This window comes from Mordavella massiliensis (assembly GCF_016901695.1).
In the GTDB taxonomy this organism is placed as follows: Bacteria; Bacillota; Clostridia; order Lachnospirales; family Lachnospiraceae; genus Claveliimonas; species Claveliimonas massiliensis_A.
Window position 1 is genome coordinate 129,335 of the sequence record NZ_JACJKS010000001.1, and the last position, 19,017, is coordinate 148,351.

Here is a 19,017-nt window from a genome sequence, read left to right on the forward strand (position 1 = left end):
TCCGTCACTGTATCTCTTTACTCTTACGCTTACAGTGCATACCTCTCATTTTTTTCGACTACTATCTTGATGCCGTTCTCGCCTACGTGGCGCGTATTAGCCCGGATCGTGTCCCTGCTCTCCACGATGCAGTTCTCAATGTACGTGTTGTCTCCAAGATACACGTCATTGAGGATGATGGAGTTCCGGATGACACAGTTATTCCCCACGAAGGTCTTCTTGAACAGCACCGAGTTCTCCACCGTTCCGTTGATGATGGATCCGCTGGCGATCAGGCTGTTCTTCACCGATGCTCCCGGATTGTACTTGGCCGGGGGCAGGTCGCTGACCTTGGAATAAACGCCCGGATATTCCTTGAAGAAGTAATTTCTTACTTCCGGTCTCAGGAAATCCATGTTGGTCTTGTAATACGCGTCAACTGTAGCGATATTGCTCCAGTAGTCTTTGATCTTGTAGCCGTATATCTTTTTCAGATTCTTGTATCTGATCAGGATATCGGTGACGAAGTCATGCCGCTCCTCCTCTGCGCAGTGCTCGATCAGGTCGATGAGCTGGCGTCTTCTTATAATGTAGATGCCGGTGGAGATCGTATTGTAGGCAGCCATCATGGGCTTCTCCTCGAACTCCTCCACGCGCATGGTCTCATCCATCTTCAGGGTGCCGAAGCGGGTGGCGTCCTCTCCCGGCTGCAGGTCCCTGCACACCACCGTGATGTCCGCCTTCTTCGCGATGTGGTACTCAAGCACCTTGTTGTAGTCCATCTTGTAGACCGCGTCGCCGGATGTGATGATCACATAGGGCTCGTGGCATTTCTTCAGGAAATCCAGATTCTGGTAGATAGCGTCCGCCGTCCCCCTGTACCAGTAGCCGTTGTCCGCGGTGATGGTGGGGGTGAACACGTAGAGCCCTCCCTGCTTTCTTCCGAAATCCCACCACTTGGAGGAATTCAGATGCTCATTTAAGGAGCGGGCGTTGTACTGGGTCAGCACGGCCACCTTCTGGATGTGAGAGTTGGTCATGTTGCTGAGGGCGAAATCAATGGCCCTGTAGCTGCCCGCGATGGGCATGGCCGCCACGGCTCTCTTCTGGGTCAGTTCCCGCATCTTGTTGCTGTTCCCGCCTGCTAAGATAATTCCTACTGCTCTCATACTCTCTCACCCGCCTTTATCAATGTCTCTCCGCTCTCCAGCATGCCGCCCGGGTAGTCCTCCTTCACGGTGACGCCGCTGATGGCGGTGTTCTTTCCGATCTGCACACCCGCCGGGATGACGGAATTCTCCCCGATCGTCACAAGGCCGAAGGAATAGATATTCGGCTTGATCCGGTTGGGGATGTCCGCTCCCGTGCCAAGCGTCGCGCTGTCATGGATCTGCACGCCCTCCGCGATGATCGCCTTGTCGATGACGCAGCCCTTTCCGATCTCCACGTCCTTCATGATGATGGAGTCCCGGACCACGCTGCCCGCGCCGATGGTCACGCCGGAGCCGATCACGCAGTTGTGGACCTCCCCGTATATCTCAGCCCCGTCGCCAATGATGCTCCGGTCGATGATGGCCGTGTCCGCTATGTACTGGGGCGGGATGATGTCGCTGTTCGTGTAGATCTTCCAGAACTCCTCGTAGAGGTTGAACTCCGGAATGATGTCGATGAGCTCCATGTTGGCCTCCCAGTAGGAGCCCAGGGTGCCCACATCCTTCCAGTATCCGTTGTACTCGTAGGCGAAGAGCCTCTTGCCGTTCTCGTGGCAGTAGGGGATGATATGCTTGCCGAAATCGCAGCCCGGCACATCTTTGAGATCCATCAGCGCCTTTTTGAGCACCGGCCAGCTGAAGATGTAGATCCCCATAGACGCCAGGTTGCTCTTTGGCTGCGGCGGCTTCTCCTGGAATTCCGTGATGCGCCCCTCGTCGTCCGCCACCACGATGCCGAAACGGCTCGCCTCCTCCATGGGCACAGGCATGGCCGCGATGGTCACATCCGCCTCGTGCTCCTTGTGGTAATCCAGCATCACTTCATAGTCCATCTTGTAAATGTGGTCGCCCGACAGGATCAGCACATAGTCCGGGTTGAACGTGCTCATGTAATCCAGGTTCTGATAGATCGCGTTCGCCGTCCCGGTGTACCACTCGCTGTTTGAACTCTTCTCATATGGCGGAAGGATCGATACGCCTCCGATATTGCGGTCCAGATCCCACGGAATGCCGATCCCGATGTGCGTGTTGAGCCTCAGAGGCTGATACTGCGTCAGAACGCCCACCGTGTCGATCCCTGAGTTGATGCAGTTACTGAGCGGAAAGTCTATAATTCTGTATTTCCCCCCGAATGCAACGGCCGGCTTGGCGACTTTCGCCGTGAGGACTCCAAGTCTGCTGCCCTGTCCTCCTGCCAGCAGCATTGCTATCATTTCTTTCTTAATCATGCCATCACCCCTTCTCAGCAATTTTAATGTATACCATTATACCATACTTCCGTATCTAAGTGAACATATTTTACAAAAAAAGTGTAATTTCTCTCATTTTTTTATCAAATTATCACAAAAAATTGTTTCTTGGCTTTTCCCGTATATCTGTTTATAATAAGATAGACAGGATAAAGGCTGTATTTTTACACAGAAAGGTATGTCTATCATGTATAAAATCAATTTTGAAAAACCGGTACATGTGCATTTCATCGGGATCGGCGGCATCAGCATGAGCGGCCTGGCCGAGATCCTTCTCAAGGAGGGCTTTACCGTGTCCGGCTCCGACGCGAAGGAGTCGGCCCTGACGGACCATCTCGCCTCCCTGGGCGCGCAGGTCTTCTACGGGCAGAAGGCATCCAACGTCGTCCCGGGGATCGACGTGGTCGTCTACACGGCCGCCATCCACGAGGACAATGAGGAGTACGCCGCGTGCGTGAGCCGCGGGCTCCCCATGCTCAGCCGCGCAGAGCTCCTGGGCCAGCTGATGCTCAATTACCGGACGCCGGTGGCCATCTCCGGCACCCACGGCAAGACGACCACCACGTCCATGCTGTCCCACATCCTCCTGGCAGGCGAAAAGGATCCGACTATCTCGGTGGGCGGCATCCTCAAGGCCATCGGCGGGAACATCCGCGTGGGCAGCTCCGACGTCTTCGTCACCGAGGCGTGCGAGTACACGAACAGCTTCCTGCACTTCTTCCCGAAGATCTCCGTGATCCTCAACATCGACGCGGATCACCTGGACTTTTTCAAGGATCTGCAGGATATCCGCAGTTCGTTCCGCAGGTTCGCGCAGCTTCTGCCAAAGGACGGGGTTCTTATTATTAATAAGGAAATCGAGCATCTGGAGGAGATCACGGACGGGCTTGCCTGCCGCGTCATCACCTTCGGCCTGGATCCGTCCGCGGACTACAGCGCGGCCGGCGTGTCCCACGACGACAAGGGGGACGCCTCTTTCGACCTGATCCGCCGCGGGGAGAACTGCGGCCGCATCCGCCTCTCCGTGAAGGGCGACCACAACATCTGCAACGCCCTGTCCGTCATCGCTGTGGCGGATCTGCTCGGCGTCTCCCTGGAGGATACGCAGAAAGGCCTCGCCTCCTTCACAGGCACGGACCGGCGGTTCGAGCTCAAAGGGGACTGGAACGGGGTCACGGTCATCGACGACTACGCCCACCATCCCACGGAGATCCGGGCAACCCTCCGGGCGGCGAAGGCCTACCCCCACCGGGAGGTCTGGTGCGTCTTCCAGCCCCACACCTACACCCGCACAAAGGCTCTCTTCGACGACTTCGCAGAGGTGCTGACCCTGGCGGATCACGTGGTGCTGGCGGATATCTATGCCGCCCGCGAGACGGACACCCTGGGCATCTCCTCCTCCCTTCTTGCTGACGCCGTGAAGGAGAGAGGCGGCGACTCCTACTACCTGCCCTCCTTTGAGGCCATCGAGGAATTCCTCGCCTCCCACTGTGAAAAGGGGGACCTGTTGATAACTATGGGCGCCGGAAATGTTGTAAACATTGGGGAAGATCTTCTGAAAGGCTAGTTATCCACAATTTCCACAGGATTTTATCCACGAAAAAGATGGATTTTGCCTCAAAAAGTTCTTTGTGTGCGTCCCGGCCGGTGCTATAATAGGTCTGCGATTAAACGTGTACGACAGATTACGACGAGTGAGGGCGGACGGAACATGAAGAAGCTGACACTGAAAAACTGCCGGCAGGCGGATGCGCTCCTGCTGGATCATACATTCATCGACCAATATATGCCGGAGGCGAACGGGGAGTACGTGAAGGTGTACCTCCTCCTTCTGCGCCTTCAGGCGGATCCGGACCGTGTCCTCACGGTGTCTGCCATCGCCGACATCCTGGACGACACGGAGAAGGACGTGGTCCGCGCGCTGAAATACTGGAAGAAGCAGGGCCTCCTCGACTACGATCTGACGGAGGAGGACAGCCCTGCCGCCGGTTCTGCGCCTGCCCAGGAGCCTCCGGCGCAGCCGGATCCCGCGCCGGGATCGCAGGCGGATGCACCGCCCGCCCAGGCGGGGAAGGCGGATCCCGGAAGCCGGGAGGAGCTCCGGGAGCTTCTGTTCATCGCGGAGCAGTATCTCGGCAAGACGCTGTCCGCCACGGAGATGAAGGCCATTACCTATTTCTATGATGAGCTCGGCATGTCCGCGGACCTCATCGAATACCTCATCGGCTACTGCGTGGAGAACGGGCACAAGAGCATGCACTACATACAGAAAGTCGCCCTCTCCTGGGCTGACCGGAAGATCACGACGCCCGCCCAGGCCCGGCAGAGCGCGGCTTTTTACAGCAAATGCTGCTTCGGCGTCCTGAAGGCCTACGGCATCACCGGCCGGGCACCGGCCGCCCCGGAGCTTGACTACATCCGGCGGTGGACCGGGGAGTACGGATTTTCGGACGAGATGATCCTGGAAGCCTGCAGGCGGACCATGAGCAGCATCCACCAGCCCAGCTTCGACTACACGGAGTCGATCCTGAAGAGCTGGCTTGAAAGCAGCGCCAGGAGCCTGAAGGACGTGGAGGCTCTGGACCTGGCCCACGAGAAAAAGAAGCAGGCCCGCAGCAGCTCTTCCCGCAGCCGCAGGACCGCGGCCGACACACAGAAGGCCGGCCGGAACCGCTTCAACAATTTCGAAGGCCGGAACTACGAGGACATGGATGACCTGACGCGGCGCCTCATCCAGAACCAGTAAGAAGGGAGAACATTCGTGGCTCTTACCAATTCCCAATACGACCAGATCATGCGCGTCTACGAGCAGCGCCGCCTGGACAACGAGCACCGGCGGCGCAGGCGCTATGAAGAAATATACGAAGAGATCCCGCAGATCCGCGAGCTGGAGAACGAGATCTCCAGCCTGTCCCTCAGGGAGGCCCGACGCCTTCTGGGGGGCGATCCTTCTGCCCTCGGCAGCCTGCGCGGGGAGATCCGCGCCCTCTCTGAGAAGAAGCTCGCCCTCCTTGCAGAGCACGGGTATCCCGCGGATTATCTGGAGCTCCACTACACCTGTTCGGACTGCCGGGACACCGGCTACATCGACGGCCGGAAATGCCACTGCTTCCGGCGGGCGGTCATCGACCTGCTCTACACCCAGTCGGGCCTACAGGAGATCCTGGAGCGGGAGAACTTTGACACCTTTTCCCTGGATTACTATTCCCCCGGCCACATCGACCGGCTGACCGGGCGCTCCTCCAGGGAGGCCATCGAGATCGCGCTCAAGTCCTGCCGGGAGTTCACGGACACCTTCGGCAGCGAGTTCCGCAACCTGCTCCTCTACGGGGACACGGGGGTGGGCAAGACCTTCCTCTCCCACTGCATCGCCCGGGAGCTGCTGGATAAGTCCTTCTCCGTGATCTACCTGACGGCGGCCCGGCTCTTTGATATCTTCGCGCAAAACACGTTCCACCGGGACGAGGAGCCCGGTTTTGACCAGGATCACATTTACGGCTGCGACCTGCTCATCATCGACGACCTGGGGACAGAGATGAGCAACAGCTTCACCAACTCCCAGCTCTTCATCTGCCTGAATGAGCGGATCCTGCGCCGGAAGGCGACCCTGATCTCCACCAACCTCTCCCTGGAAGACCTCAAGAACGTCTACTCGGAGAGAGTCTTCTCCCGGATCACCAGCGCTTACACCGTGCTGCGGATCACAGGCGACGACATACGGATCCAGAAGAAACTGATGAACAGAATCTAACATAAAAACAATCAAAACCACAGGAGGTACTTTATCACATGCTGCGCCGAAATGAACGTATTTTAGACAACATTCCCATTGGAGCCCTCGGGATCATCGCCCTGGACGGATGCCAGGAGATGGGAAAACGCGTCAACGACTATCTCGTAAAATGGAGAAAGGAAGACGGACATGTTCACAAGGACGACGTGGCGTTCAGCGGGTACGAGAGAGACAACTACCTGATCGACGCGAGAGTACCGCGCTTCGGCTCCGGCGAAGCCAAGGGCATCATCAAGGAGTCCGTCCGCGGCAGGGACCTCTACCTGATGGTTGACGTCTGCAACTACAGCCTGACCTACTCCCTGTCCGGCCACATCAACCACATGTCCCCTGACGATCATTTCCAGAACCTGAAGCGCATCATCGCCGCCATCGGCGGCAAGGGACGGCGCATCAATGTGATCATGCCCTTCCTCTACGAGAGCCGCCAGCACAAGCGCAGCAGCCGGGAGTCCCTGGACTGCGCCCTGGCCCTGCAGGAGCTGGTGCGACTGGGCGTGGACAACATCATCACCTTCGACGCCCATGACCCCCGCGTGCAGAACGCGATCCCCTTAAGCGGGTTTGAGACCGTGCGTCCCACCTACCAGTTTGTGAAGGGGCTGCTCCGCACCGTGAAGGACCTCCAGATCGACAGCGACCACATGATGGCCATCAGCCCGGACGAGGGCGCCACGGAGCGGGCCGTCTACCTGGCCAACGTGCTGAACCTGGATATGGGCATGTTCTACAAGCGCCGCGACTACACGCGGATTGTGAACGGCCGCAACCCCATCGTGGCCCACGAGTTCCTCGGCTCCTCCGTGGAGGGCAAGGACGTGATCATCCTGGACGACATGATCTCCTCCGGAGACAGCATCCTGGATGTGGCGCGCCAGCTCAAGCAGCGCAAGGCAAAGCGGATCTATGCGGCCGCCACCTTCGGCCTGTTCACCAACGGCATGGAGAAGTTCGACAAGGCCTACGAGGAGGGGATCATCGACGGCATCCTCACCACCAACCTGATCTACCAGACGCCGGAACTTCTCTCCAGGCCCTACTATATCAACTGCGACATGAGCAAGTACATCGCCCTCATGATCGACACACTGAATCACGACGGATCCATCAGCAGCATCTTAAGTCCTGACGCCAGGATCCAGCACATCGTAGAGAAATACCGCAGGGGCGAGGAGATCTAAAAGCGCCCCTGCCAAACAAAAAAGGTGTATCCCGCGGATATCGCTCCGCAGGGATACACCTTTTTTTGCTGTCTGTCACGACAGGTCCACCAAAGAGAAGGGGATCCCCTCCCGGCGCATGACCTCCGCCTCCCGGTTCTGGCACGTGAACAGGAGGATCTGCTCCCGGTTTTCACAGAGCCAGTCCAGCGTGCGGGCCAGACGCCTGTCGTCATAGCAGGCGAAGGTGTCGTCCAGGATCAGCGGGTACGGCTCCTCATAGAGAAGATCCGACGCCGCCAGCCTGAGGGCCAGGTAGGCCTGCTCCATCGTGCCCCGGCTCACCCGGTCCGCCGGGATCCGCCGGCCCTCCTTGAGGAAGACAAGGCGGGCCCCCTCGTCCAGATACAGCCTGTCATACCTGCCGCCGGTCATCTGCCCGATCATCCCGGACACCGCCCGGTTCAGCTCCAGCCGCACCTGCCCCTGCATGTCCAGGGCCACATCCCCCAGCCTCTGAAAGGCCAGGGACAGGGCAGCCCGCTGCCGCTCCTGCTCCCGGTACACATCATCCAGCTCGCTCATATCCGCCAGCTCCTCCTGCAGGTTGTCATACTGGATCTGCTTCTCCTTCTTCTCCGCCTCAAGATGCTGCTGCTCCCAGAGAAGCTTCTCCCTGGAGGCCAGCTCCTCCTCCGGCGTGATCTCCTCCAGGATCAGCTCCGGTGGCGTCTTCTTATGCTTCTTCTCCACCTTCATGCGGTTCCAGACATAGATGCCGCCGCCAAGCGCAGCCACCACAGAGAGCAGGTAGTTCCAGGGCCGCGGCACGAGGGCAAAGAGAATGACGACCGCCAGGATGATGCCCGCCACCTCGAGGGGATGGACCCGCCACTTGGCCGGGCGCATCTCATCGATCATGCGGGTCTCGCTCTCCCGTCTCTCCCGCTCCTTCTGCTCCTTTTCCTCCCGGATCCGCTTCAGCTCCAGGCCTTCCCGCACCCGGTCCAGCTCCTCCTCCAGGCGGTGGATATCCCGCCACACGTAGCCGGCCTCCTGCTCTGTCTTCTCCCGCTTCCGCTGGCGCTCCTCCAGGTGCTTCCTCGCCTGCCGGTCCAGCTCCTTCTCCTTCTGCCGCAGCATTTCCCGGGCTGCTGTCAGGTCGATCTGGCTGTCACCGGAAACAGAAAAGTTTGCAGCATAATTTTTTAATTTCTCTGAGAGCTTCTCTCCCGTCACAGCGCCGGACTGGGGGATGTACAGCGTATCCAGGTAGCTGTCCGCGTCCAGACCGGGGAGGAGCATCTCCAGATCCCCGTCCTCCAGGCTGAGCTGTTCGCCGTCATCCAGGCAGATCAGCTCCGCCCTTCTGGCCAGCTTCCCGAAGCTCCGCTCCAGCCGGAAGGTCTTGCCCCCGCACACGAACTCCATGGCGCCCGCATAGCTCTCCGGCCCGTCCCAGGGCTCATAGCGGCTGTAGGTATCATGGGCCGCCGCGCGCCCCCGGCCCCGCTCCAGGCCGAACAGCATGCAGCGGACGAAGGTGTGGATGGTCGTCTTCCCCGCCTCGTTCTCCCCGTAGAAGAGCTGGATCCCGTCTCCCAGCCGTATGGTCCTGTCCCTGAATTTTCCGAAATGTGTAAGCTCCAGCTTGCGAATCTTCATGCCTCTCCCCTTCTTGTCTCCATGAGGGCCGCGATGCCCTCGCACAGAGCCCCGTACTCCACGCTGTCCGCCTCCGCGCCTGAGAAGCTCTCGATGTACTTCCCGATCAGATTGTTCCGGTTGTTCCGGTACAGCTTCTCCATGTCGTAGGCCGGCCTGGTCTCATCCGAGATGGCGATGATATTGCCCTGCCGGCCGAGCGCATCCAGGTCAAACGCGATATCCGGGTCACGGTATCCTTTCAAAAGAAACTTATATATATTCTCCTTGCCATTCTGGCGGATCTTCTCCTCCACCAGTTCCCGCAGGCGCATGCCCGTCGTGCGCCGGTCCACCTCCACCTCGCAATGGATGTACGACCGGGAGGCAAAGGGCACGAAGGAAAACCGGCATCCCCCTTCGTCCGGGGAGATCTCCCCTTCTATGTACCCGTGAGGCCCTGTGTCGTTCCGGTCCGTCGGCTCCAGCGCTCCCGCATAGGCCGCCAGAGACGGCACCAGCACATGAGGCCTGTGGATGTGCCCCAGGGCAATGTAGCTGTAGCCCAGGCCCGCAAGGCGCTCCCTGTCTATGGGAATGTGCGCCCCGTCGCCGCCGTGGGCCAGCAGGATCTCCGTCCGCTGCCTGCCCTGCGCCCGGGCTTCATCGTAGAGGGGCGCGCTGATCTGCCTGGCGTGATAACTCAGGCCGTACACCGCGCAGGAGAGCCGGGGCAGCTCCACCGCCTCCAGCTTCTCTCCCGCCAGCATGTGCACATTGCTGCTCCAGCGGAACGTGCGGTAGTAGGAATCCCGCCTGATATAGTCATGGTTGCCCGCGATCAGGACCACCTGCGTCCCCGGGATCGAGGCGAAGAGACTGTCCGCCTCCTTCAGTTCCCGCAGGAGGGGCTGCCTGTGAAAGAGGTCCCCCGCCACAAGCAGAAGGTCCGCCCGCTCATCTGCGCAGACCTGTATCACCCTGCGGAAGGTCTCCCATATCTCCGCGCTTCGGCTTTCGCTGCAGGCCCTTCCTGCCTCTGGCTGCACCCCCAAATGCACGTCTGCGATGTGTATGAACTTCATGCTCTTCCTTCTCCTCCTGTTCTTCGCCCGACGGGAGCGTCACAATAAACTGCGTCTTCTCGTCATCACTCTTCGCCATGATCCGTCCGCCGTGGAGCTCCACGATCTCCTTGGCAATGGCAAGCCCCAGGCCGGCGCCTCCCGTCTCGCTGGATCTGGAATCGTCAAGCCTGTAGAACTTCTCGAAGATGGTCTGCAGCTTCGTGCCCGGGATCTTCTTCCCCTGGTTGGCGAAGGTGATCTCCACATCCCCGTTCTTCTGGCAGGCGCTGATCCGGATCGTCGTCCCGCTGTAACAGTAGGCGATGGCGTTCCGGAGTATGTTGTCAAACACCCGGGCCAGCTTGTCCGGGTCGCCACGGATGACCAGGTCGTCTTCCGTCTCCACCTCGCAGGAGAGCTTCTTCTCCTGGAGGACGCCGTACAGCTCGTCCGCGATCTGCTCCAGCATCATGGACAGGTTGAGCTCCACCGGCTCCAGCTCAATGTCCTGCAGGTTGAATTTGGTAATATCAAAGAACTCGTTGATCAGCTCCCCCAGCCGGATCGCCTTCTCCAGCGAGATGTGGACGTACTTGGCCCGCTCCGCCTCCGGCATGTCCGGGTGGGCGTCCAGCATGGCAAGGTAGGCCACCACGGAAGTGAGGGGCGTCTTCAGGTCGTGGGCCAGGAAGAGCACCAGGTCGTTCTTCTTTTTCTCGCTCTCAATGGCCTCCAGGTCCTGCCGCTTCAGCGTGGCCTTGATCTCGTTGAGCCGGATCTCGATGGGCTTGAGCTCCGTGATCAGATGGATGGGCTCCGTGGACTCAGAGATGATGTTCTCGATGCCGTCCCCCACCTGGTCCAGATACCGGGTCATCTTGGAGAGGGCCACGTAGAAAAAGAGGGCAAAAAGAAGCAGGAAGCCGACGATCATAAAGAAGACCTTGTTGTCCCCGATCAGCTTCCAGTATAAATCAATGGCGGTCTGTTCTTCCACGTGAAACGACTCCAGGATCCGCACAAACGCCGCCGCAAAGGTGTCGTTGTACACACCGTCGATCACGAAATTCAGAAGAAAGCCGCCAACCAATACAGTCAGCGCTGTCACCAGCACTGTCTGGAGCAATATGCTGAATTTCAGTTTTCTGTAATTACTCTTCAACCTTATACCCCACTCCCCATACGGTCTTGATGAAATCCGAGGACCCGGTGGGCGCGCTCATCTTCTCCCGGAGATGGCGGATGTGCACCATGACCGTGTTGTTGCTGTTCTTGTAGTACTTCTCATGCCACACCTTCTCGAAGAGCTCCTCGGAGCTGATGACCTTGCCCCGGTTCTCGCAGAGAAGCCAGAGAATGTCAAATTCGATGGGCGTCAGGGTCAGCGGCACCTCGTTGTAGATGCACTCGTGGGATGTGCGGTTCAGGAAAAGCCCGCCGAAGTCGATGATCTCCCCCGGATCCTTCCCGCCGTCGTTGTACTGGGTATACCGGCGCAACTGCGCCTTCACCCGGGCCACCAGCTCCAGCGGGTTGAAGGGCTTGGGGATGTAGTCGTCCGCCCCCATCGTAAGGCCCGTGATCTTGTCCATGTACTCCGTCTTCGCCGTCAGCATGATGACCGGGAAGGTGTACTTCTCCCGGATCTTCTTCAGGATCTGGAACCCGTCGATGTCCGGCAGCATCACATCCAGGATGGCCAGGTCGATCTTCTTCTCAAAGATGCAGTCCAGCGCCTCCTGTCCGGTGTAAAACTTATAGACCGTATACTGGTCATTCTGCAGATACAGCTCGATGACGTCCGCGATCTCCCGCTCGTCATCCACTACTACGATATTCATACTCCTCAGAACCTCCTTCTTGTGAGCCGGCCCCCTTCAGAGGCCGGCTGCAAAAGTGATTCCCCCTGCTCTCTCTTTCCCTGTATCCTACAGCTCGCAGTTGTTGACTGTCCGCGGGAACGGGATCACGTCGCGGATGTTGCCCATGCCGGTGAGGTACATGATGCACCGCTCGAACCCGAGCCCGAAACCGGAGTGGCGCGTGGAGCCGTACTTGCGCAGATCCATGTAGAAGCCGTAGTCCGCCTCATCAAGGCCCAGCTCCTGCATGCGCGCCGCCAGTTTCCCGTAGTCGTCCTCCCTCTGGCTGCCGCCGATGATCTCGCCGATGCCGGGCACCAGGCAGTCCACAGCCGCCACGGTCCTGCCGTCGTCGTTCTGCTTCATGTAGAATGCCTTGATCTCCTTCGGGTAGTCCGTCACGAAGACAGGGCGCCTGAACACCTGCTCTGTCAGGTAGCGCTCGTGCTCTGTCTGCAGGTCCGTACCCCAGGATACTTTATACTCAAACTTGTCGTTGTTCTTCTGAAGGAGCTCCACCGCCTCTGTGTAGGTCACGCGGGCGAACTGCGAGCTCACCACGTTGTGGAGGCGGTCCAGCAGGCCCTTGTCCACGAAGGAATTGAAGAAGTTCATCTCCTCCGGCGCGTTCTCCAGCACGTAGCTGATCACATATTTCAGCATGGCCTCCGCCAGATCCATGTTGTCCTCCAGGTCCGCGAACGCCATCTCCGGCTCGATCATCCAGAACTCCGCCGCATGCCGCGTGGTGTTGGAGTTCTCCGCCCGGAAGGTGGGTCCGAAGGTGTAGATGTTGCGGAACGCCTGGGCGAACGTCTCGCCGTTGAGCTGGCCGCTCACCGTCAGGTTCGTCTCCTTGCCGAAGAAATCCTGCCCGTAGTCCACGGTCCCGTCTTCCTTCTTCGGCACGTTTGCAAGGTCCAGCGTCGTCACCTGGAACATCTCGCCCGCGCCCTCGCAGTCGCTTCCCGTGATAAGGGGCGTGTGCACATAGACGAACCCTCTCTCCTGGAAGAACTTGTGGATCGCGTAAGCCGTGAGGGAGCGGATCCGGAATACAGCCTGGAAGGTGTTGGTCCTGGGCCGCAGATGGGCGATGGTCCGCAGGTACTCGAAACTGTGCCGCTTCTTCTGCAGCGGGTAGTCCGGCGCGGAAGCGCCCTCCACCTCCACGGACACAGCCTGGATCTCAAAGGGCTGCTTCGCCTGGGGCGTGGCCACAAGCGTACCTTTCACGATGATGGCAGCTCCCACGTTCAGTTTGGAGATCTCCGCGAAGTTCTCCATGCTGTCGTGGTACACCACCTGCAGCGTCTCAAAGAAGGATCCGTCGTTCACTACGATGAACCCGAATGTCTTAGAGTCGCGGATGCTGCGCACCCAGCCTCCCACAGTCACTTCCTGATCCAGGTAGCTCTCTGTGTTCTTATATAATTCTCTGACTGTCGTAAGTTTCATGATCGTCTACTCCTTCTGATATCTTTTTTCAGCACTTTCATGTATTATAACACACTCCGGACGGACCTGCCACACCGGAAAAGGCAAGGTTGTTCTTTTTCCCCGCTTCCCCGCATATATATGTTAAAAAGCCGGCGCAAAAAGCGCCGGCCCCGTACAACCGGAAGGAGGAATGGACATGCTCCGGCTTTGCAGGCGCAGAGACTTCTTTTACATGCTTTCCGCGGCCCTCCTTGGGACCGCCTTTCACTTTCTGTACGATCTCACCGGCCAGAACCCCCTCGCCGCCCTGATCGCCCCGGTCAACGAATCCACCTGGGAGCACTTAAAGCTCCTCTTTTTTCCCGTGCTCTTCCTGACCATCGCGGAATACTTCATCCGCCGGCCATTGCCCCAGTCCCTGTTCGGCGCGCGCCTCGCCGGCGTCACCGCGGGGATGCTGCTCATCACCGGCCTCTTCTATCTGTACACCTTCCTTATCGGGCGCAGCTTCCTCATCGCGGACATCCTGCTCTTCCTGCTGGGCGTCTGCTTTACCTACGTCCTGTCCGGCCACCTGCTGCGGAGCTGCCGCAGGGCGGACCCTCTTGTAGTCTTCCTGGGGTGGTTCCTCTACGTCCTTCTCTTTTTCTCCTTTACCTGCTTCCCGCCGGATCTCTTCCTTTTCTATCTTCCGGCAGAACCAGTCATGGATCTTGCAAAAGCTGACGCATTTTTTCAAACAATATAAATAATTACACGGGACATACTACACAAAAACACACCAGTAAATGCAAAACCGGACGTAACACTTTTGAAAAGCATTACGTCCGGTTTCACACTTTTTTCAAATTTTCTCTATTTTACTCACCTGAGAAAAAATTCTTGATCCTGGTGATCAGTCCGTCCTTGAACCCGCCTTCATTGACTGTGCTGTCAGTGATGACATCTGCTCCAAGTGCCTCGTCGTTGGTGTCGTTTAAAATGCCGTCATCGGAACCCACGAAGAATGTCTTGACGGAGTTCCAGATATTGGAGAGAACGCCGGCCTCGCCGGTCAGATTGTCCAGCGTGTCCTTCAGCGCGTTCACATCATAGTCGTACTGGGAGATCTTCTGCATCAGGGATACAACCTGATCCCTCTGCTCGTCTGTGAGTGTGATCTCGTTGTCCTCGGCGATCGTGTCCACCGCCTCGCCGATCTCCTCCGGGTCTGTCAGGCCCTCGTCGATGACCTCTGTCTTCACATCCTTGATCACTTCCGTGGCCTTCTCCTGCCCTACGCTGTCCGCAATGTCGCCTGTCGTCATCAGCTCTTCCATGGCTGCTTCCTTCTGGCCCTCGTCCAGGCTGTCGCCGCTGGCTGTCTCGTAGGCCATGATGATGCCGGTCAGGGCTCCTGTTCCGGACACCTCAAAGGGGCAGGCCGCGATGACGTTGCAGTTCTCCATGCCCGCGGTCGTCAGTGTACTGGCGATCATGGCGCTTGTCACAAAGTTCAGGTTGGCTGTCTTCACCTTGATCCCGCCGGACTCCGTCGGCTCCACGTACGCGCAACTGTTCGTTGAAGGACCAATCTGCTCTGCCGTGGCAATCCCCTCCATATATTTAACTTCATCTGCATGAGTCACAATAATAGTCTCCACCTCGTCCGCAGACGTGCCGAAGTACTCATACATGGAAGCCCTCTGTTCCTCGCTTAAGTTCTCTCCGAGCGTGACGACTTTGCCGTCCTCCACCTCGGCGCCTTCCCCGATCTTGGAATCGTCCTCCACGGTGGCTCCCTCGCCGATCTGCGTCTCGTCCTCTACAGCAGCTCCCTCGCCGATCTGCGCATCGTCCTCCACGGTGGCTCCCCCGCCGATCTGTGTTTCGTCCTCTACGGTGGCTCCACCGCCGATCTGCGTCTCATCCTCTACGGCGGCTCCACCGCCGATCTGCGTCTCACCCTCTGCCGTAGCTCCCTCGCCAATCTGCGCGCCTGCTTCGCTGTCAGCCGCCGGGGCTGCGCCCTCGCCGACCGTTCCCTGTGCATCTGTGGCTCCCGCTGTCAGCGGAACCCCTGCTGTCACCATGACTGCCGCCATAAGAAGCGGTAAAATTCTCGTTCTTTTCATAGTCTGTTCGGTTTTAAAACCTTGTCTCCCTTTTTAATTATTTTTCCGGCCGGCGGGCGCTCCCACGCCCCTCCGTCCTTCACCGTACCCAATCATAACACATTTTCGCGGGATTGTACACGAAACATTCCTTAAAAAACAATGAAGAAACGCGAAAGGAGCCGCCCTCACAGCAGCTCCCTGATCCTTTTTTCCAGCGTTCCCTCCCCGACGGCCCCCTTCATGAAGCCCCGGATCCTGCCGTCCCTCGCAAAGAGAAAGGCCGGGACGATGTCCGCCCCGCACCTGGCGGCCAGGGCCGGTTCCTCGGAGATCTCCGCTTCAAAGAAACGGATCTTTTTCTTATATTTCTTTTCAATTTCTTCTACAAAGGGTCTTGTCATGGCGCACTTCGGACACAGCCGCTCATAAAACCAGACGGCCGCCGCCCCCGGCGTCTGCAGGATCTCCCGCTCAAACATCTCCTCTGTCAGCCGGCGCATACCGCTATCCTTTCCGGAGCCGGCACCGGGGAGCAAGCATGCGCCGCACCTCGCCCATGGACCTGCAGAATCTTCCCAGCAGGCGGCTGCGGCGTTTCAGGCGGTACACGGCGCACTGCCACCTGCACGCGCCGCGCGGCCTTCCCTGTCCCATATGCAGCTCTCCTTCGCAAACTCTTCTCCTTTTATCCTATGCGGGAAGATGCCTTGCTGCGATAAGTTTGCAGATCGGATTTCCCTTTGCGGAAAATTTCTCTTCGTACTCTGTCATCACATTGCCCTGGTTCATCTGCGGGTCCCGGTGCAGATCCCGCGTCCGGGCGAGCACGCGCCATCCGGCCTCGTCCGCCTGCTCCAGGGAGAAGGTGAAGAGCTCCTGGTTGTCTGTCTTGAATTCCACGGTCCCCTCTGCGGCCAGCACGGCGTCATATCTGGCGAAGAATTCCTTCGAGGTGAGCCTGCGCCTGGCATGCCGCTTCTTCGGCCACGGGTCTGAGAAGTTGAGATAGATGCCCGCCACCTCTCCGGGGCCGAACACCTCGCTGATCTGCGCCGCGTCCATGCAGATGAACCGGATGTTCTCCGGCGGCTCCTCCATCCGGTCCAGCCGCTCCACCGCCCGCAGAAGGACGCTGGAGTAGCGCTCGATCCCGATGAAGTTCCTGTCCGGAAACCGCTTTGCCATGGCGGTGAGGAACTGCCCCTTCCCCATGCCGATCTCGATGTAGACAGGCCTGTCGTTTCCAAAGACCCCGGCCCAGTTCCCCCGGTGCCCGGTCTCCTCCTTGATCACTTTCTCATGGGCCTGAAGTACACCTTCTGCCCTTGGTATGTTTCTAAGACGCATGTTCGTTCTCCTTTATCTGATGATCACCGGATGTTTCAAAAGACGCATTCCGGGACTGTAAGCGGTTGCCGTGGTCTCGGGCAAGCCCGGACTTTGGCTCGTCGCCAGCACAAAAAATGCAGGCGGAAGGATCGGATCCTCCGCCTGCACTATTCTATCACAACTTGTACTAAAATTCAAAGATCGCCACGCCGTAGGGGGGCAGCTTGTACGCGAAGGAGTAGGGCCTTCCGTCGCACTCGGACTTCACGGCCTTGTAGACCTTCGGCCTCACCTCGCCCTTGCCGCCGTACTGCAGGTCGTCGCTGTTCATGATGAGCTTGTACTGCTTTCTCCTTGGCACGCCCACCCGGTAGTCGTCCCGGGCCATGGGGGTGAAGTTGATGACAAAAAGCAGGTTCTTCTTACCGCCTTTTCCGTGGCGCATGAAGCTGTAGATGCTCCGGTCCCTGTCGTCCGCGTTGATCCACTCGAATCCCTCCCAGGTGCTGTCCTGGTCGTAGAGAGCCCGGTTCCTCTTATACAGGTGGAGCAGGTCCCGCATCCAGTTCTGAACGGCCTGGTGCTCCGGCTCCGCCAGAAGGAACCAGTCCACCTCCCGCTTCTCGCTCCACTCCCTGAGCTGCGCGAACTCCTGCCCCATGAAAAGGAGCTTCTTGCCGGCATGTCCCATCATGAAGGCGTAGCCCGCTTTCAGGTTGGCGTACTTGTCAAACCCGAGCCCCGGCATCTTGTTGAGCATAGAGCACTTCAGGTGCACCACCTCGTCGTGGGAGAGGACAAGAATATATTTCTCGCTGTAGGCATAGCTCATGGCAAACGTCATCAGGTTGTGGGCCCCCTTGCGGAAGTAGGGGTCCAGCTTCATGTATTCGGTGAAATCGTGCATCCAGCCCATATTCCACTTCAGGCTGAAGCCCAGGCCGTCGTCCTCCACATCCCCCGTCACTTTCGGCCAGGCCGTGGACTCCTCCGCGATCATCACCGCGCCCGGGTTCCTGCCCAGCACCACGGAGTTCAGATGCTTGAAGAACTCGATGGCCTCCAGGTTCTTGTTGCCGCCGTACTTGTTGGCCACCCACTGGCCGTCCTGCTTGCCGTAGTCCAGGTAGAGCATGGAGGCCACGGCGTCCACCCGCAGGCCGTCCACATGGAAGTCCTCGATCCAGAAGAGGGCGTTGGAGATGAGGAAGTTGCGCACCTCGTTCTTGCCGTAATCAAAGATCTTCGTACCCCAGTCCGGATGCTCCCCCTTCCTTGGATCCGCGTACTCGAAAGTGGGCGTCCCGTCAAAGTCCGCGAGCCCGTGGGCATCCCGCGGGAAATGGGCCGGTACCCAGTCCAGGATGACACCGATCTTGTTCCGGTGCAGGTAGTTGATCATCCAGGCAAAGTCCTCCGGCGTGCCGTATCTGGATGTGGGCGCGAAGTACCCGGTCACCTGGTAGCCCCAGGAGCCGTCGAAGGGATGCTCCGCAATGCCCATGATCTCCACATGAGTGTAGCCCATATATTTGACGTACTTTACAATTTCTTTTGCAAACTCCCGGTAATTGTAGAAGCCGTCCTCATCGTGTTCCGAGAGGGGGTGCTTCTTCCAGGATCCGATATGGACCTCGTAGATCGACATAGGCTCCACCGTGTGATCCCATGTCCTGCGGTTCTCCATCCACGCATCGTCCGTCCAGGAGATGCGGGAGAGATCCACAACCCTGGAAGCTGTCCCCGGACGCACCTCCGCATAGTTGGCAAAGGGATCCGCCTTCAGGATATACTCGCCGCGGTATGTCCGGATGCAGTATTTGTAGAGGGACATCTCCGGCAGATCCGGCACGAAGCAGGTGTAAATGCCAAGCGGCTCCGTCCGCTCCATGGGGTTGGCCTCCCGGTCCCACCCGTTGAAATCCCCGACAACGGAGACGCCCTGGGCATGGGGCGCCCAGACTGCAAAATAAACGCCCTCCTGATCTTTGTCCTTTACCCGGTGGGCGCCAAGCTTTCTGTATATCTCATAATGGTTCCCCTGCCCGAAGAGATAGTGGTCAAGCTCTCCTATCTCATAAGGTTTCATGTTCTTTTTTTCCGCCATGATCTCACCCTCTCATGTTCAATTTCTAATACATCCATTATACTTTATAGCCATATAAAAAGAAAGAGTTTTGAACAAT

General features: G+C 58.4%; 17 protein-coding genes. 5 read left to right on the plus strand and 12 right to left on the minus strand.

The features are described from left to right. Positions 1-29: 29 nt before the first annotated feature. Positions 30-1,148 (minus strand): glucose-1-phosphate adenylyltransferase subunit GlgD, encoded by a 1,119-nt coding sequence (gene glgD / locus H6A20_RS00685; RefSeq protein WP_204905230.1) that lies wholly within the window; start codon positions 1,146-1,148, stop codon positions 30-32. Further along, positions 1,145-2,419, minus strand: coding sequence for a glucose-1-phosphate adenylyltransferase (locus tag H6A20_RS00690; RefSeq protein WP_204905231.1), 1,275 nt, complete (start codon positions 2,417-2,419; stop codon positions 1,145-1,147). The genes glgD and H6A20_RS00690 overlap by 4 nt, the downstream gene beginning before the upstream one ends. Positions 2,420-2,627: 208 nt before the next feature. Between H6A20_RS00690 and murC the strand changes: the two genes are divergently transcribed. The 4 genes from murC (at position 2,628) to H6A20_RS00710 (ending at position 7,414) form a co-directional block, all read left to right on the plus strand. After that, positions 2,628-4,007, plus strand: a complete 1,380-nt coding sequence (gene murC, locus H6A20_RS00695) for a UDP-N-acetylmuramate--L-alanine ligase (RefSeq protein WP_204905232.1) — start codon at positions 2,628-2,630, stop codon at positions 4,005-4,007. Positions 4,008-4,151: 144 nt separating this feature from the next. Then, a complete protein-coding gene (locus H6A20_RS00700) occupies positions 4,152-5,186 on the plus strand; it encodes a DnaD domain protein (protein WP_204905233.1) in 1,035 nt (344 codons plus the stop codon). A 15-nt stretch (positions 5,187-5,201) separates the two neighbouring features. Further along, positions 5,202-6,191 carry an ATP-binding protein gene (locus tag H6A20_RS00705; protein WP_204905234.1) on the plus strand — a complete coding sequence of 330 codons (990 nt, stop codon included), beginning with the start codon at positions 5,202-5,204 and terminating at the stop codon, positions 6,189-6,191. A 41-nt stretch (positions 6,192-6,232) separates the two neighbouring features. Continuing rightward, positions 6,233-7,414: a ribose-phosphate diphosphokinase gene (locus H6A20_RS00710; RefSeq protein WP_338106537.1), complete on the plus strand. Its 1,182-nt coding sequence runs from the start codon at positions 6,233-6,235 to the stop codon at positions 7,412-7,414. 75 nt (positions 7,415-7,489) lie between these two features. On the opposite strand, the gene H6A20_RS00715 is transcribed toward H6A20_RS00710, so the two are convergent. The 5 genes from H6A20_RS00715 to asnS form a co-directional block, all read right to left on the minus strand. Then, positions 7,490-9,058, minus strand: coding sequence for an ATP-binding protein (locus H6A20_RS00715; protein WP_204905236.1), 1,569 nt, complete (start codon positions 9,056-9,058; stop codon positions 7,490-7,492). Further along, positions 9,055-10,098, minus strand: a complete 1,044-nt coding sequence (locus H6A20_RS00720; protein ID WP_338106538.1) for a metallophosphoesterase family protein — start codon at positions 10,096-10,098, stop codon at positions 9,055-9,057. Before H6A20_RS00720 ends, H6A20_RS00715 begins: the two co-directional genes overlap by 4 nt. Beyond that, the gene (locus tag H6A20_RS00725; protein WP_338106522.1) at positions 9,995-11,230 is read right to left on the minus strand and encodes a sensor histidine kinase; all 1,236 of its coding nucleotides are present in this window, start codon (positions 11,228-11,230) and stop codon (positions 9,995-9,997) included. The genes H6A20_RS00720 and H6A20_RS00725 overlap by 104 nt, the downstream gene beginning before the upstream one ends. Before the next feature lie 25 nt (positions 11,231-11,255). Then, positions 11,256-11,945, minus strand: a complete 690-nt coding sequence (vanR, locus tag H6A20_RS00730; RefSeq protein ID WP_204905238.1) for a VanR-ABDEGLN family response regulator transcription factor — start codon at positions 11,943-11,945, stop codon at positions 11,256-11,258. Positions 11,946-12,032: 87 nt separating this feature from the next. After that, positions 12,033-13,424, minus strand: a complete 1,392-nt coding sequence (gene asnS, locus H6A20_RS00735) for an asparagine--tRNA ligase (RefSeq protein WP_204905239.1) — start codon at positions 13,422-13,424, stop codon at positions 12,033-12,035. A gap of 178 nt (positions 13,425-13,602) precedes the next feature. Here asnS and H6A20_RS00740 point away from each other — a divergent pair, with 178 nt between their 5' ends. Then, positions 13,603-14,154 carry a DUF6512 family protein gene (locus tag H6A20_RS00740; protein WP_204905240.1) on the plus strand — a complete coding sequence of 184 codons (552 nt, stop codon included), beginning with the start codon at positions 13,603-13,605 and terminating at the stop codon, positions 14,152-14,154. A gap of 112 nt (positions 14,155-14,266) precedes the next feature. On the opposite strand, the gene H6A20_RS00745 is transcribed toward H6A20_RS00740, so the two are convergent. From H6A20_RS00745 to glgB, 5 genes are all read right to left on the minus strand, one after another. Next, entirely contained in the window at positions 14,267-15,520 is a 1,254-nt protein-coding gene (locus tag H6A20_RS00745) for a DUF1002 domain-containing protein (RefSeq protein ID WP_243426072.1), read from the minus strand. Between the two features lie 167 nt (positions 15,521-15,687). Beyond that, entirely contained in the window at positions 15,688-16,002 is a 315-nt protein-coding gene (locus H6A20_RS00750; protein WP_204905241.1) for a thioredoxin family protein, read from the minus strand. A gap of 4 nt (positions 16,003-16,006) precedes the next feature. Next, on the minus strand, positions 16,007-16,156 hold the full coding sequence (locus H6A20_RS00755; RefSeq protein WP_204905242.1) for a hypothetical protein: 150 nt from the start codon (positions 16,154-16,156) through the stop codon (positions 16,007-16,009). Positions 16,157-16,192: 36 nt separating this feature from the next. Next, positions 16,193-16,849, minus strand: a complete 657-nt coding sequence (gene trmB, locus H6A20_RS00760) for a tRNA (guanosine(46)-N7)-methyltransferase TrmB (protein WP_204905243.1) — start codon at positions 16,847-16,849, stop codon at positions 16,193-16,195. A 169-nt stretch (positions 16,850-17,018) separates the two neighbouring features. Beyond that, complete coding sequence (gene glgB / locus H6A20_RS00765; protein WP_204905244.1) at positions 17,019-18,938, minus strand: 1,4-alpha-glucan branching protein GlgB; 1,920 nt, start codon at positions 18,936-18,938, stop codon at positions 17,019-17,021. Between the last annotated feature and the right edge of the window lie 79 nt (positions 18,939-19,017).